This is a genomic window from Shewanella sp. 10N.286.52.C2, assembly GCF_002874545.1.
Classification (GTDB): Bacteria; Pseudomonadota; Gammaproteobacteria; order Enterobacterales; family Shewanellaceae; genus Shewanella.
Genome location: NZ_MCTV01000003.1, coordinates 57,963 through 74,153, shown reverse-complemented (window position 1 = coordinate 74,153; position 16,191 = coordinate 57,963). Strand labels below are relative to the sequence as shown.

The following is a 16,191-nucleotide window of genomic DNA, read 5'->3' as shown; positions in this document are numbered from 1 at the left end:
AACATTAGCTTTATTAACATCAGTTGCATTCGGCTGATTTTCAGAGCGGTTTAGTTCTACACTCTCAGCTTTAGAGCTAATAGCTTCCGAGCTTACCGTACCTGCCCCGACCTTATCAGGGCTGACTTGTGTTGCTGGCGTTCTTGGCAAAATTGATTCTGGGATTTCGATTTCTTTACTTTTTCGCTCAAGCTCTTCTAATTGTGGCTCGGTCATAGTACCACCAAGGCGAAAACGAATTTCAGAAATAACCTCAATCACAGGCTCTAATACCTTGGTCAAGGCAAAGGCACCTAAGCCTAAAGTCCATGCGCTGGTACTGAGCAATACCACTGTAGGCACACTTGATGCCAATTGCGGAATAAAGCGAATATCATAATTTAAACTTTGGGTGGTTAAATCAGTATAACCACGCACTTTCATATTACCGGCAATCGCATCCATTTCAGTGTCAGTGGTTTTAACCACACCGTTATCGATATTAAGTGAGCCCCCGAACGAGTCAAAGTGTAACCCTTTACCAAACACATCAGAAAAATCTAAAGATAACTTACGCACTATAGAATCTAGGCTAAATAGCGAGAATATCCGCGCACCTTTATCACTAATTTCAGATAAGTAACCTTTGCCCATATCAAAACGTAATTTACCGTTTAGGGTGTCTAATGAGAAACCATAAGGCGGGCCCTGCCATGAAAACTCACCAACTAAATCAAGGGGGGCGTCTTTTAAGCCGGGGTTAATCCCAAGGACTTCTGACAATGCATCAAATTTACTGGCTTTCAATTTAACATCAAACTTAGTCAGGTTTTTGCCATCTTTAAAGGTCCAATCGCCAGTAGCTTGCAAGCTAACAATGGGCCGGGTGAGGGTTAATGTTTGAAAGCGATAACCGTCTTCATAAGGAATACCCTGCAGCACTAAATGGCCCAGACGCCTATCGTAGATGCCAAAATCATCCACATCCACAGCTAATGGCGGTAAATTATCGAGCATATTATCTGGGCTGAACTCCGCTTCTTCAGCAGGTTTAACCCTGGGCGTTAAATGCAATTTACTGGCAACAACTTTTAAGCCTTGTTCACGCCAACTGGAATAAAAATCAATCCGCCCATCAAATTCTTGTGACAAAACATCAAAACGCCATACATGCTCTAACGGCTTGGCGCTAAAACTCAGTTGATTAAAGTCTTGGGCTAAAATATCTAATTTACCCACCTTGGCATCAATTAACGCTAGCGGCGGGAAGAAGCTAGCTTTTGGCCGCGTTAGGGTAGCTTCTGTGGTGCTAGGCTGGTTTTCAGTGGGCGCTGAGGTTTCCGCAGCATGGGCTGTCACAGTATCAACCACGGCTGACTCAGCTGCAGGCTTATTGGCAAAAATACTGGCCATTTCCTCTTCAGTATTTACCAGTGCCGCAGCCGTGGTATCTGGAAGATCGATACTTGAGCTTGCCTTATCGGTAAATTGACTGATGATCGGCAGCCACTGAGTCAGCACCGCATCAGGTAAATCAATAATGATATGACCTTGGTCTTTGGCAAGCTTGTCGCCTAACTTAAACTGACGCCCCAAGATCAGATCATAATGGGCTAAATTATCACCACTTTGTTGATTGAAGCCGCCCCAAAACTCAGCTTGTTTCGCTAGTTTAAGCCCCAATGAGGCCTGTTTATTATCGCCAATAAGCTCTGCACTTAATCGGGTAGGCGTAGCGGCTGCTTTTGTAAACGGCGCAGGTAAGGATAATTCAGCGCCAACTAAGTCTGAGTTAAGCTGTACTTGCAGGCTGTAACCTGTGGCATCAAATATCATAGTGACCCCGCCATCCCAATCCAGTTGACCGGAATAATAGTCAGATAACGGGTTATCAATATAATCAGGTAGATTGTCTAAATCCCACAATCCTTTTAAACCAACGCTTAAGGCTAAATCATCAGCTGAGGTTTTGTTGGTGCCAAAATCAAATGTCAGTGGCTGCTCAAATAAATCTGCGTTGATTTGATTGCCGTTAACTTCAGCATTAATAAATGCCACAGTGCCATTTACTTTTTCCAAGTTAAGCCCTGGTGTGGCGATAAACACCTGGTTATCGTTAAAATGAATTAAGCCTTTATTGTCAGCAACACCGCCCTCATACAGCGGAATGGTTAAATCTAAATCACTGATAATATCCCCTGAAATTTGAACCACATCCAAGGTCGTCCCCACAGATGATTGCAAAGGCGAGTTATCAATAAGCGTTTTTGCAGCCGCTGCTGTTGCCGCGATTTCAGCTTCAATTTTTAAGGTGGTATCTTTACCCATAAACGGAATATAAACATGGGCGCCAGCAGCATTTACGTCTAATAATTTGCCCTTATTAATCATGATATCCATGGCGGCATTTTCAAATAAGGCATATAAGCTCAAATCATCAACTTTGGGCCAATCAGGCTGAAACTCAAATGCGCCGTCATTAAGGTTAAACCCAGCTTGAAAAATACCTGAACTGTCTTGATAAGGAAAACCGCTTAGATCACCATGCCACACAACTTGCGCATCAGGAATATGACCTTTGAGAATAGCCTGGTTTAGATAACTGACTAAATCATCACTCATGGTTTTAAGAGGGAAATAACGCCCTGCATTGGCAGCATTGCTGATAGCCACATTAGCATTTAACGCCAAGTGCGCTTGCGCAGCCATATCCAGCTGCATTGATGCGGCGAGATCAATATCATCATTGTAAAAATGGACTTTGGGTAAGGTAAGCCGTGATTTAGCTAAACTATACTGCGCTTTAAATGCATCAGCCGATAATGTTAGCGGCGCTTCAAAACCATCTTGAAAATCTAGCTGATATTGCTGCGCAGGAAACTCGGCACTTAATAGATTATTAGCCCAAGAAAGGCTGCCATCAATGGGTTTACTGCCGGGAATATTCCCCGCAGCTTGCCATTGCAGTTGTTTAATATCAGTTTTAAACAATAGCGGTTTATCGGCAACTTTGAGTAATTGCAGTGGCCCAATACTGCCCTGTGGTTGCAATTTACCCCATTGCTCAACCCCTTTAAGGCCCATTGACGGGATTAACGGCAATAATGGTGTCAGCATTTCTGGGGCGATTTGATTAACGCTAACCGATAAATCACGGTAGTTGGTTTTTAAAGATAGTTGTAATTCAGGCCAAGCTTGCTCATTCGATTTAAAATCAAGGTCATAGCTATTAATCTGCCAGCCGTTATCACTGGGCTGCCAAGTTAACGCGCCGCCACCAATTTCAAATTTCTGCGACTCAGTAGTCCCATGCCATTGTAGCCAACTTGGCTCAAAGACTAATAAACCAGTATTAATGGTGCGGTGCTCAAACCCGAGCCAAGCTTTTAAATTTACAATGCCTTCAAATTCAATACTATCAAGCTTTAACTCTTTCTCATGTTGTCTTGATGCCCATTCCCCCAAGTCCAACGACTCAGCCGAGATATACACTTGGCCCTTAAGATTATCGGGTTGATAACCACTGCCTTTTAAATCAACTCTTAAAGCCAGTAGCTCTTTTTCTGAAGCTTGCTCATCAAGATGTATAAAGCCTTTAGCTCTGTGCATACCCGCCATATTATGCCAAGTTAAATTACTAATAAATATCGGCCGATAATCATGGCTGTTACTGAGTAATTGTAAGGTGCCATCACTGATTGAAAAAGTCTCTAGTTGCTCTAACAATAGCGCATAGAGCCAATCGAGATCACTAACTGTGCTTGAGGAGGCGTCTGATACAGCGAGATCATCCAGATTAAGAGCGACTTGAATACCATCAAATTTGACGGTTTCGATTTGCGGGCTAAGGCTAAGTAGCGTTTGCCAAAAATCCAGTTTTAGATGTACCTTGCTGGCAATTGCAGTCACTGGTATAGCTTGCTGCGGCGGGATCACGATATTACTGACGGTTAAAGCGGGGCCATAGGCCTGCCATTCAGCAGAAACCTCACCCACTTGAACCTCAAGCTGATATTGCTGATATAAATAATCAACAATTTCTGAACGCACTTCAGGTAAATGTGGCAGTAAACCGCGGATAAGACTGACCGCTAGCGCGAATAGTACCAAGACTACGGCTACTGATTGAAAGCATATTCTGCACGCAATTAAGGTTTTACTCTTGGGCACTACACCATCACCACGTCATACTTATTTTGGGTATATAAGGTTTCATTTTGCAGTCTAATACGTTTACCGATATACACTTCAAGCTCGGCTAATAAATGCCCTTCTTCATTGCTTAAGCTCTTATAAACCGCAGGCGAGCAATACAATAAAAACTCATCTGCTTGGTAAGCACGATTCAAGCGAATGATTTCTCTAAACACTTCATAAGAAACAGTTTCAACGGTTTTCATTGAGCCAGTACCTTGGCAAGCTGGGCACTCGCCGCAGACGACGTGCTCTAAACTTTCACGGGTGCGCTTACGGGTCATTTCCACTAAACCTAAACCCGAAAAACCGCTGACACTGGTTTTAACTCTGTCGTTCGCTAAAGCGCTATTTAAGCTGTCTAGCACCCGCTTTTTATGTTCATCATTTAGCATATCAATAAAGTCGATAATGATAATGCCACCTAAATTACGTAACCGCAGCTGCCTAGCAATCGCTTGAGTGGCTTCAAGGTTAGTATTAAAAATGGTCTCGGCTAAGTTACGATGCCCCACAAAAGCGCCGGTATTAATATCGACTGTGGTCATAGCTTCAGTTTGATCAATAATTAAATAGCCGCCAGACTTTAATTCGACTTTACGCCCCAATGCGCGCTGAATTTCATTTTCAACGTCATAGAGTTCAAAAATGGGGGCTGGCCCTGAGTAATGTTCGAGCTTTTCAGCAATTTCAGGCATAAATTCTTGGGCAAAACCCTGCAGCTCTGCAAAAGTGCGTCGAGAATCCACTTGAATATGGTCAAGTTCAGTGCCAACAAAGTCACGAATAATCCGCACCTGTAGGGCTAAGTCTTGATACAACAAAGTCGCGCCTTTGCGCTTTCTACGCTCGCAGACTTTTTTCCATACCCGGCGCAAAAACGCCGCGTCTTGAGCCAGTTCATCATCGCCCACGCCTTCAGCAGCGGTGCGAATAATAAAGCCTCCATCCTCGTCAACATAAGGTTCGGTAATGGCTTTTAAGCGAGCCCGCTCAGTCTCTTCTTCGATACGCTGAGACACGCCTACATGGCTTGAACCGGGCATAAAGACTAAGTAGCGTGATGGCAAAGTGATATCGGTAGTCAGGCGGGCGCCTTTAGTGCCAAGGGGATCTTTCACCACTTGCACTATGATGTCCTGACCTTGCCTGACTAATTCGGCAATATCACGCACCACAAAGTTGCCTTTTTCAACATCGGCAACACATTCAGTATGGGGAACAATATCTGAAGCATGTAAAAATGCAGCTTTTTCAAGACCAATATCCACAAAAGCGGCTTGCATGCCAGGTAGCACCCGACTGATTTTACCTTTGTAAATATTACCCACTAAACCACGCTTCATACGTCGTTCAATATGGACTTCTTGCAGTACGCCATGCTCAACCAGCGCGACTCTCGCTTCTGTTGGCGTCACGTTAATCAGTAATTCAGAGCCTTTTTTACGCTGAGCTTTAGTTTGCATAAGCCACCTGTTTAACGTCTTGTTATACGATATGGGTTATCGAGCCAACTTCTGCAGCTCAGTGTCAAAGACAGATAACCTAAAGGAGTGTTATTTATTTAATCAGGTTCATTTCAATGAGTAGTTCGCGAGTCTCTACTAACGGTAACCCGACAACGGCAGAATAACTGCCTGTAATTGCCTGTACAAAACAGCCACCTAATCCTTGAATACCATAAGCACCGGCTTTATCCATTGGCTCTTGGGTATCAATATAGGCCTCAATAGTCTGGGCGGATAACTCACAAAAGGTTACCGCCGTTTGGCAAAGCCTTGTTAGGGTTGTAGTGCCATCAGTCACTGCAACAGCTGTCATGACTTGATGGGTTTGCCCCGACAATGACGCTAAAATAGCTTGAGCATCTTGTCTGTCTACTGGCTTACCTAAAATCTGTTCACCTAGCACCACTATCGTATCTGAGCCTAATACTTTGGCATCGTCGATTTCAGTACACAAGGCCAAGCCTGCAGCGGCTTTTTCTTTAGCTAATCGCAGCACGAAATCGGCGGCTGACTCACCAGCAATATGTGATTCATCAATATCTGGTGCTACCTGCTTAAAAGAAAATCCAGCATCTGAAAACCCAGCTTGGGCCAGTAACTCTTTGCGGCGTGGCGATGTTGAAGCAAGAACCCAACTCATACTTAGCGAACCTTATAACGTCGACGAATGTTGCGTAGCACCCAAAAAAACCACCACCACATGAAAATACTGGAGATCGCAGGTAAGAACATTGACCAATCGAAGCCAACACCGTTAATTACAAATTCGACCCAATAAATAATAAAATGATATAAACATACAAACAGCGCCACTAATATAGACTGCTGCCAACGGGTAAAGTTACGTAACCTTTGGGATTGGATCACAATAAGATAAATGACAATCGAAAAGGCTAACGAGCGCACCCCTAAGGTTGCGCCAAGCAGCACATCAAGCAGCACGCCAACGACCCATGCGGTAAGTACGCTATAACGATGTGGCAGTGCCATCGCCCAATAAATCATTACCATTAACAACCAATCTGGTCGCCAAGCTTCAACAATGGGCGGCAGCGGCATGATTTGAAACATCATACTGACAAAAATGGTGATCAACACCACCATGCGGCCATTGGCAATATGCGCACTCATTGGCTCACCTCAGTATCGGTCACTAATTCAGCATCTGCCTCAAGGGGAGGAATATCGGAGACTAATGTTGGCTTGAGAGACTCAAGGTCTTCATCAGGCCAAATCAATAATACATAACGGATACGGTCTAAGGCCGCTAATGGCTGCGCAGAAATAACTGAGTAACTTTGGCCAGCATCACGAGAAATGTTCATCACACGTGCCACAGGGTAACCTTCAGGAAAACGCTTACCAAGACCCGATGTCACCAGTAAGTCACCCACTTTAACGTCGGTACTTTTAGCCACATGGCGTAATTCGATTTCATCGATATCACCGGTGCCCTGAGCAATGGCGCGAACATCATTACGGGTAATTCGCACCGGAATACCGTGGCTGGTATCAGTCAATAATAATACTCGACTGGTAAGTTCACTCACTTCAACCACTTGGCCAACAACGCCTTTGGCATCGACAACCGACTGGCCGACGAATACCCCTGTGCGAGCGCCGTGGTTAAGTACCACATAATGCCTGAAAGGATCGCTTGCCACTTCCATCACTTCTGCGACAACTTTACGCGAGTCCATGTGCACCGGTGAGCCGAGTAAGGCTCTAAGGCGCTCATTTTCTTGTCTCAAGTGTTCAAAACGTTGTAAACGCTCAGACATCAGTAATTGCTGGCGCATCAACTCTTTGTTTTGTATCGCCAACATATTACGGGTAGCAATAGAATCGGCAGACCAATCCAGCATCACACCAGGGACATTAGCTAAATATTGAAGCGGGCTTAAAACAGAAGAAATGGACTGACGAAGAGGTTCTAGGCGATCATTAGCGATAAGTAATACCACCGACAAGATAATTGCCAGTGTTAATCTAAATTGTTGCGATATACCACGAACAAAAATTGGTTTCATAATTATCAGGCGGTGACATTTTAGCTATAGAAGTCAAAATATACACCGCCATTGGTTCGCTCTTTAGTTCTCTTCAGAGAATAAGTCGCCACCGTGCATGTCGATCATCTCTAGCGCTTTACCGCCACCACGAGCAACACAGGTTAGCGGATCTTCAGCAACCATCACCGGGATACCGGTTTCTTGCATGAGCAAACGGTCAAGATCACGCAATAATGCGCCACCACCGGTTAATACCATGCCACGCTCAGAAATATCTGAAGCCAGCTCTGGTGGAGACTGCTCTAATGCAACCATTACCGCACTCACAATACCTGATAACGGCTCTTGTAGCGCTTCTAAGATTTCATTGCTATTTAGGGTAAAGCTTCTTGGTACACCTTCGGCAAGGTTACGACCACGTACTTCAATTTCAAGTACTTCGTCGCCAGGATATGCAGTACCAATAGTGTGCTTAATACGCTCAGCCGTTGCTTCACCGATTAAGCTACCGTAGTTACGGCGTACGTAGTTAATGATGGCATCGTCAAATTTGTCACCACCAATGCGTACTGATGACGAGTAAACCACACCGTTTAACGAGATAATCGCCACTTCAGTAGTACCACCACCAATATCAACAACCATTGAACCTGTAGCTTCTGATACTGGTAAACCAGCACCGATTGCAGCAGCCATTGGCTCTTCAATTAAGTAAACTTCACGCGCACCAGCGCCCATGGCTGATTCACGAATGGCACGACGCTCAACTTGTGTTGCGCCAACTGGCACACAAACAAGGACACGCGGGCTTGGACGGAAAAAGCTATTGTTATGCACTTGCTTAATGAAGTGCTGTAGCATTTTTTCAGTCACGTAAAAGTCAGCAATTACGCCATCTTTCATTGGTCGAATTGCTTGAATATTTCCAGGAGTACGGCCTAGCATTTGCTTTGCATCTGTACCCACAGCAGCTACTGATTTTTGTCCGCTGCTGCCACGCTCGCCACGAATCGCGACCACCGATGGCTCGTTTAGCACGATCCCCTCGTCACGAACGTAAATTAATGTATTTGCCGTACCTAAATCGATCGATAGGTCATTTGAAAAAACGCCACGCAGCTTTTTGAACATGTATCTAGCCTGTATTCTGTATCGTCAGAAGAAAGAAAAATCAGGTAACTTTATCAATGCCGCTGGCTTTCCACAAGACCGAACAGGTTAACAATCGCTAATCTAGGGTTTTTTTTTCTATATTAGGCAAATTAATTAAATTTTGACTTAAAACAGCCTATAAACGCTGAAAAAAACATCAAAAACCAACCTCCATGGAATCGCGATATCCAAGACTCACGGCTTAACAGCAGTAAGTTTTGGTCAGCGTTAGCTCAAAAGTAGTATTAATGACATTAAGGCAAATGACCTAAGCGCTAAAATCAGCAGCTAACGGACTTCGCGCCAATAGATAATCCGATCATGACCACGATAGCGACCAAAAAAAGCGCTAGCTCTTGGGTCATAAAGGGTGGTGGAAGATAAATCGTCCCAATCCCAATACCATTGCAGCCACACTGGCACAGTTAAAGGCGCGCTAACTTGGCCTCTATAATCATTAGGGCCAGTGATAAGTGCATTCCATAACAAGGTAAACTCACCGTTAGCAAAACTGCTTGATTGACCAGTTCGCTCAATCGCTTGGCCAGACGTTAATGCCGGTTCAAATTGATAACCCAATGCAGCATCATCAGTTTGACGAGTTAATGCTGGCGTAACCACACTACAACTATCTTCAACATTTGTAGCCCAGTCACTGCCATTCCAATATTCAGCACGAATTGGCATTTTTAGGGTATCGTTTTCAGCACCATAGGTATTATCCATCACGATGCGTCCATGGCGAAAACGCTGAGTAGAAAGCAATTTAGCATCACAATTGCTGCCACAAATGCCCGAGGTGGCCGCATTCATATCAGGGTTGGCCACAAAGGCGAAATCACCATCGTTGTCATCGACAATAACCCCAATATCAAAACTGTCAAAAGGGCCATCTTTACCAGGAGCAGCAAGCCTGCTCAGTGTCGCCATATAGCTACTATCCACAGTTGCGACACCTGCAACCCAAGAGCTTGCGGATATTGGCAATGCGCTCAAGCGATTGCGTTTATCATCGCCATCATCACTGTCTTCACCCACTAATAACGCAGTGGCTTTAGAGAAATTGCCTTGATAATTTTTAGTTACCTCACTGCCAATATTAAAGGCACTGATATTCATTGCCAGTGGGAATGGCTGGTCCATATAACTAAAGCCTGTGCAGCTAGGTAAAACACTCACGCCACTAATGGCGAATCTATCAGGTACAAAGCGGCCTATATTGCCCGAGCTTGCCAAAGGGATATCGTAAAAACTTGAACCTTCATAAGTGGATGGCGACTTAACTGTAAACTCAAATACCCCTACTTCACTGATAGATTGCGTAATAGTATTGGTATTATTAGTCGCAGCAATATGGTTGTAATTACCAATACTAAGACTGCCTTGCTCACCAGGTATTGGCGACACCAGTTCACTGCCCAAAGTCATCCCACTATGGATATAGTTAGGCGTAGTTAAGTTGTCACAAAAATCGCCATCATTATCAGACTGCCAAGCCATACCTTGTATCGTTAAATCAAACTCCTCACCGGCTTTTTTATATACATTGCAACTGCTATCGCCCGCTGCACAGCTAGCATTGGCATCAACAGGTTTAACGCATAAACCCACAGGAAAGCTGACAAATGAGTCTGCGCCCACCATCACTAATCCATCTTCCTCGCCAGTGCCATCGTATTGCGCATTTAATTGCATCTGACCCGCATCAGGGTAATTCACGCTAATATCGGCTTCGCCATTAGCATCAAAATCCAGCGATATCAGTGTGCGTGCGCCAACGGATGTCCCTATATCAGTTGCTGCGCCATTACCGGTTACTGCAACTTGCGCCCCAGATATAACTGAACTCGGCGAAACGTAATCACTCCAAAAGCCCACATCTTTAGTCACATCAGCAAATTGCGGTACGCACGCTTGTGAGGCATCATCTTTTTTCACCGCAGAAACGCTAATACCAGAGGCAGGTTTATTAGCCAGCTTGTCCGGCACAGTAAAAATAAAGCCGCTGTCAGCAAAATTAAAAGTACATTGCGCTGCTGTGGGGGTATTACCGGCAATGCTACACAAAGTCGTACTAAAAGGTTTAGCGCCTGGTGTTGAACCTGTGACATCTATCGTGACGGGTCCTGCCACATTATTACGCAACTCTAAGTTAGTACTACCATTGCTGAAACTAACCACATTACCACCAATCCAGCCACCGCCAGTGGCAATGGATACAGGGCTTAAGGTTGCCGTGACAAAGTCTGGGACGGTTTGTGAACAATCTGCATTAGCGCAAGCTTTCAAGGTCATCGGCTCAGCATTACAGGTTAACGCCGCACCAGTATGAGTGAATTCAAAATGGTCTATCACCACCCCTATCGGGTTGGAATCAAGCGCACAAATTTCAACATTATCAATTTCATGGTTATTAGTTGCCCCACCTGTCGAGCCTGTTAATGACAGTAAAAAATCAGTAGGGACATCAGACTGGTTAGGTTCTGATGCGGCATCAAAAGGGGAAATAAGCATTACGTAACCGTTGCCATCACCAGTGTCACGCTCAACACTGACCATAGATTGTCCAGCCACTTGGGAGTCAACAGTTATACGATAGCGATGATTTGCATTTTCATTATTATCGACCGTAGGCGACAAACAATCTCCATTAGGGTTATTTTGACCATTATTACAAGTACCACGTAGATAATCATAACCACTAGTACCTGAACCTGAGCCACGAACGGCTACAGACTGCTGTCTTCTACCAGGTCCTCCAGGGCCTCCCTCGGTAGAAAAGTTACCATATTCATCAATACCAAAACCTAACCACCCGCCAGCAAAACCATCGACATTCGAACGAGCACCGTAACCTAATGGACCACCATATGAACCTGGTTGAGGAGTAATTGAGGCATCGGATAACACAAAAGCGATACCATCAGCACCGCTACCAGCATAGGCGTAATGATCAAATTCAATAGTCACTAAGTTATCGGCTGCTGGGAAAAGTCGCTGATATGTCGATGACGTCGCCTGATTACCAGCAGCTTCGGTTATCCGAAGTCGACTATTCACAATAGCAGGAATAAACCCACCACGACTTTCAGAAACCACCCAATCATCACCCACATCATTGCGATTAAAGTCATCAGTAAAACATTGCGTAAGCGGTTCTATTTTTTCTATGGCTACAAAGCTGTATTTTTCATTAACATGATTTCTCTCTGAATTAGAATACCGATCTTCATCAGTGACCATGCTTAATTGAGAATTTGTCAGCAGACATCTGCGTAGCCAACCACCGTTATTACCCAGACGACTATTCTTACCTGCCACCAAAATAGGGGCTTGGGAAAAAGTGGTATTAAAGGAGCTTAAATATGCACACTGACCTGCAGGGTCGGTAGCACTGGTACTACTATAAGTATTGTAATTAGTACCAAACTGATAGTTTAGTGTTTCACCATTAAGCGTAAGTTCCCCTGCTCCCGACTGCAATGATAAAAAAGCCACTGTTTCAGCTTGAATATCGTTATTATTTAAATCAGCAGGCTGACATTTGGAATTAGATCTCACTTCTGCGGTATCTAAGGCTATTTCCACACCATTACCAGTTGATTGAGATGTCGTATTAAACCAACAATTATTGGCCTTAGTTTGTATTTGGTGCAAAAGAACATCCTGACTGCTTGGCAAGATGACTTCCGTATAAGGCGTATTTCCTCCAAACATTGCCTCATCGATATCAACTGTACCAGCAATCAATTGAGTGTTGTTTGATAAAGCATGACTACCTTCTGTAACCGCTACCCAGTGGACTTCGGGCATAGCCTTTGAAGGTAAATAAGCAACATTTGAACTAGGTGGCTCTTGTTGCTCCCAGCTAAAGCCAGATGTGGTGACACTGCCTTGTTCTAAAAAGACTGAAGCGGGGCCATCACCATTTGCATCAGTCTCAGAAATAGTCGGCATTAAGAAGATAAGCGGTGTTGAGCCTGTGGGGAAAGGCGTCTCAAAACTAACACTCCCTGTTGTAGCTCCAGTATTCGGATCAGTTATAGATATAGACTTACCGTATTGGATATGGAATGGAGTTACGGGTTCTGACAATGTAGCGTTAATAGTTGAAGAGTCCATATTCAAAACTTTAGCGGTAACACGACCATTAATAATTGACTGATTGGTCATTGACAAAGTCCCATCAACAAAAAGCAACCCATTAACAACCGACTCACTGGACAATGTTAGTGAACTATAGGTAATTAACTGCAATTCAAAGTTATTACCATCATTCAGCTTTACTCGATCACTCCAACTTGCAGACTGGTTAACAAAAATTCTCACATCGCCAAGTAGCTCTATCACTGAGTCACTACCTAAAACCAACTCATCAATCCAATAATCTCCTGGAGCTAAAATCAAGGTACTGCGGTTTGTCGCCTCTAATTTTTTAAAACGATATTCATTAAAATCATTTGTAATAGTAGCCGTACAATTATCTAGCTTAATCTCTGTAAATTCATTTTCACCGTCATCACCCAATGTTATTTGAGCATTGTTATTACAAGAATCACTACCAGCCTTGCCATTACTAGTCTCAAATTTGTTAGTGCCGTTCATCGCTAAGCCACGGATGTCTCTACCAGAAATAGTACATAGACGATTGCCACCAGTGGCTGTATCACAACTTTCGCTACTGCCATTGCCGATGCTGCTGGAGCAAAACTGTAGATCTATACCATTGGTACCATTAATACGGCTTTGATTATTCATAACTAACTGTGTGTCTAAAGAACAGCTACCGTTATTATTATCACGATGCCCCTGCGTCACATCAGCCCAAATATCACTCTGGTCAATAACTTCAAATGCATAAGCTGGCATTATCAAAAAACAACACATAACTAACGCTGTGACACTACTTTTTAGAAAACTAATCACCACGGGCTTCTACCTCTACTTGTCGATTAACCCGCAGGCAATCTGTTGTAGCCGCATCGCCGCTACAATTACCGGTTTCACAAACTGCATAGCTAAGAATGCTATATTGGGTCACGCCGTTAGCCACCGTAGGGGTACAAATCACTGAAACTCTACAGCCGTGAAAACCAACGGTTGATGGCGCTATCCAATCGTGGCGAACTGAATTACAAACACCAACGCCACCAGCAACCGGAAATAAACTTGCTAATTCAGCATCTGCGCCGCTATTGGCGGCAAATAAGGCTCTGGCGCCCCACACTTCGAGGTTCACAGCATCATCGCTATCTTCCAGCATCCGAATTAATGTGCCAGCCAGTAAAAACATGACAATTAAGACAAAAATAGCAATCACCAAGGCGCTGCCTCGTTGACGTCTTGCTATTAAGCCACTAGCGCTTAGTGCCTTGTTTAAGGGGTTATGGAACATTCGTCACCTTAACTTGATGCTGATATTTGAACGTTTCGCCATTAACACTAAATCTGGGTTCAATATGGACTATGGCATTTCGCATTAGGTTTTGTTCAGTCAGTTTAATAGCAGGCTCTAGTAGCAGATTGTTACTAACATTTTCTGCCATCAATACCGCAGTGCCCATTTGCGATGGTGCGGGCTGACTCGCTATATAGCCATAGTCAGCGTAACGATAAAGTTTTACCTCACTATTGCCTATAGGGCTTTCAAAACAATAACTAATAGGCTGACTAGCAAAGTAAATTCGCTTAATTGGCGACTGCTCGGCAAATTGAGCTAGGCCAGTAAATGTTAGCGTAAGCACATTGGCTGAACTTGAACTTGATTGCAGTTCAAAGCGTTTGTTTCTGCTGGCTTGATATACATCGTTAACGCCGCTGCTATTGCTAGCGAGTGGGTAAACCAGCGCATATTGCCCTGCATTAATGCTAATGCCATTATCAATCACTGTGCCGCTGACAAGGGCATCATCAGGGTAAATGGGCAGCTCAAGGTAACTGGTGCTCGAATCAATGGGCAATAGCTCAATACATTGATAACTGCCACCTGTTGCAGTGCGTAATCTGACGCTATTTGGCACTGCATTACGAATATCACGGGTCATGCGCTCAACCGCAAAACGGCTTTGGCTAAGCACTTGATCAATCGAGCTTGATTCAACAAAAATACGGGTACCAAAAATAATAAAACCGCTAACCCCAACCACCAATATGCCCAAAATCAAAATGACGGTGACCATTTCAATTAAGGTAAAACCGACCTGTTTAACGCCTATATTTGATAAAGGTTTTGCCCGTTGCAGTAAGCCCATTAGTAATTACTCCTTACCGCTTGGTAAGTGATCACTTCACCAGCAGGTGTAGTGACATCTACAGTAATTAATTTTTCGGCTTGGCCGTTAAGGTATGACACATCAACTTCTAACTCATAGCCCAAATACACCTCGGCGTAGGTCTGGTTTGAGTCAAGCATGAGACTGCTAATATTCAAGCCTTTGTAATCATCCACATCATTGAAATTATTACGGCTTTCACCGTTTGGCCCCAGCGTGGTTGAACAAGCTACCCCAGCAGCAGAATTACACGCTGGTATACCACCATTTGGATCGGTATTTTCATCAAAGCGCTTACCCCAAATCTCATTCATCACCGAATGGGCTAGCTCAGCAGAGCGAACTCGGGAAAGTGTTTCAACAGCGCGATCAGCTTGGGGTAACAGCATTGAGGTCATCAGTACAATGGATATGCTCAACACAAGCATACCCACCACTAGTTCAATCAAAGTAAAACCTGATTTTTTAGTTGTAAAAGCATTAAATGGGGATAATTTATAAGCCATGAATATAGCCCTCAGATTCCATTGCAATATCTAAGGTTTCATCGGCTACCGCATTAAAACACAAGCCTGAACAATTGATGTTTGAGCGGCCATAATTATCAAAATCTAAAAAGAAGGTCGTCGCGCTTGTACTGGCCAGCTCGATATAAGCGCCACCCTGAAAAGCTTGTTCCACTTCTGTTCTCAACAGGTTTGCGGTATTACAGCTTGCGGAGGCGGTGTTAATCGTTTGCGAATAGTGGCTAAGCTGATAACCCGTTGGCGACACACTAATACGATAACAACGATCGCTATTATTCATTGCTCTTAACTGCACTTGGCGCAGCTCACTAATAAATTCGTTTCGCAAAGAATACGCGCTATAGCTGGACTGGGGGATGAGCCTTGGGATCACAAACACAGCAATAATCCCTACGATTAGAATCGTAGTCACCAGCTCAACTAAGGTAAAGCCACAATGAACGCGTTTATGTTTAAGCCCGAGTGAAAAGATCGTTACCACCTATCAAAAAGTAAATCAGTTATATAGTATGGCAAAATATAGCATAAACGTCTTGATATCCTTTAT

General features: G+C 44.0%; 11 protein-coding genes. All 11 read right to left on the bottom strand.

The annotated features are described in order from the left end of the window. Positions 1 to 4,149: YhdP family protein (locus BCU94_RS01820; protein WP_102475461.1), on the bottom strand; the 4,149-nt coding region annotated here is incomplete at its 3' end. Beyond that, entirely contained in the window at positions 4,149 to 5,639 is a 1,491-nt protein-coding gene (gene rng / locus BCU94_RS01815) for a ribonuclease G (protein WP_102475460.1), read from the bottom strand. The genes rng and BCU94_RS01820, both read right to left, overlap by 1 nt. Before the next feature lie 94 nt (positions 5,640 to 5,733). Next, complete coding sequence (locus BCU94_RS01810; RefSeq protein ID WP_102475459.1) at positions 5,734 to 6,321, bottom strand: Maf family protein; 588 nt, start codon at positions 6,319 to 6,321, stop codon at positions 5,734 to 5,736. Between the two features lie 2 nt (positions 6,322 to 6,323). Then, the gene (gene mreD, locus BCU94_RS01805) at positions 6,324 to 6,812 is read right to left on the bottom strand and encodes a rod shape-determining protein MreD (protein WP_102475458.1); all 489 of its coding nucleotides are present in this window, start codon (positions 6,810 to 6,812) and stop codon (positions 6,324 to 6,326) included. After that, positions 6,809 to 7,711: a rod shape-determining protein MreC gene (gene mreC, locus BCU94_RS01800; protein WP_102439997.1), complete on the bottom strand. Its 903-nt coding sequence runs from the start codon at positions 7,709 to 7,711 to the stop codon at positions 6,809 to 6,811. Before mreC ends, mreD begins: the two co-directional genes overlap by 4 nt. Before the next feature lie 63 nt (positions 7,712 to 7,774). Continuing rightward, entirely contained in the window at positions 7,775 to 8,824 is a 1,050-nt protein-coding gene (locus tag BCU94_RS01795) for a rod shape-determining protein (RefSeq protein ID WP_076538556.1), read from the bottom strand. Between the two features lie 309 nt (positions 8,825 to 9,133). Further along, positions 9,134 to 13,774, bottom strand: a complete 4,641-nt coding sequence (locus tag BCU94_RS01790; RefSeq protein ID WP_241904943.1) for a DUF6701 domain-containing protein — start codon at positions 13,772 to 13,774, stop codon at positions 9,134 to 9,136. Further along, positions 13,764 to 14,240 carry an MSHA biogenesis protein MshP gene (locus BCU94_RS01785; RefSeq protein ID WP_102439999.1) on the bottom strand — a complete coding sequence of 159 codons (477 nt, stop codon included), beginning with the start codon at positions 14,238 to 14,240 and terminating at the stop codon, positions 13,764 to 13,766. The genes BCU94_RS01790 and BCU94_RS01785 overlap by 11 nt, the downstream gene beginning before the upstream one ends. Then, positions 14,230 to 15,096, bottom strand: a complete 867-nt coding sequence (locus tag BCU94_RS01780; RefSeq protein WP_102475457.1) for a type II secretion system protein — start codon at positions 15,094 to 15,096, stop codon at positions 14,230 to 14,232. Before BCU94_RS01780 ends, BCU94_RS01785 begins: the two co-directional genes overlap by 11 nt. Next, the gene (locus BCU94_RS01775) at positions 15,096 to 15,623 is read right to left on the bottom strand and encodes a type II secretion system protein (RefSeq protein WP_102440001.1); all 528 of its coding nucleotides are present in this window, start codon (positions 15,621 to 15,623) and stop codon (positions 15,096 to 15,098) included. Before BCU94_RS01775 ends, BCU94_RS01780 begins: the two co-directional genes overlap by 1 nt. Next, on the bottom strand, positions 15,613 to 16,116 hold the full coding sequence (locus tag BCU94_RS01770) for a prepilin-type N-terminal cleavage/methylation domain-containing protein (RefSeq protein WP_102475499.1): 504 nt from the start codon (positions 16,114 to 16,116) through the stop codon (positions 15,613 to 15,615). Before BCU94_RS01770 ends, BCU94_RS01775 begins: the two co-directional genes overlap by 11 nt. Positions 16,117 to 16,191: the final 75 nt, after the last annotated feature.